Source organism: Psychrobacter sp. TB20-MNA-CIBAN-0197, assembly GCF_040309765.1.
Taxonomy (GTDB): domain Bacteria; phylum Pseudomonadota; class Gammaproteobacteria; order Pseudomonadales; family Moraxellaceae; genus Psychrobacter; species Psychrobacter submarinus.
On record NZ_JBEOPC010001129.1, the window covers coordinates 1 to 249 of the forward strand.

The window sequence follows — 249 nt, forward strand, 5'->3', positions numbered from 1 at the left end:
TTACGGGATTGCCGAAGCCGACTGGCTCGACCTGTCCAGCGGCCTCGCGCCATGGCCGTTCCCGATCCCGGAGATCCCGCTGCGCGCTTGGGCGCGCTTGCCGGAAACCGATGACGGACTGGAACAGGCCGCCTGCGATTATTACGGCGCCGCGCAGGTGCTACCGGTCGCCGGCTCGCAAATGGCTATCCAGTTGCTGCCGCGTCTGCGCCGGGCCGGCAAGGTCGGCGTGTTGTCGCCGTGCTATGC

Annotated in this window: 1 protein-coding gene; it reads left to right on the top strand. The window is 68.3% G+C overall.

From position 1 onward, the window contains the following. The coding region (locus AAEY83_RS17455; protein ID WP_351061206.1) for a hypothetical protein at window positions 1-249 on the top strand (249 nt) is incomplete at both ends.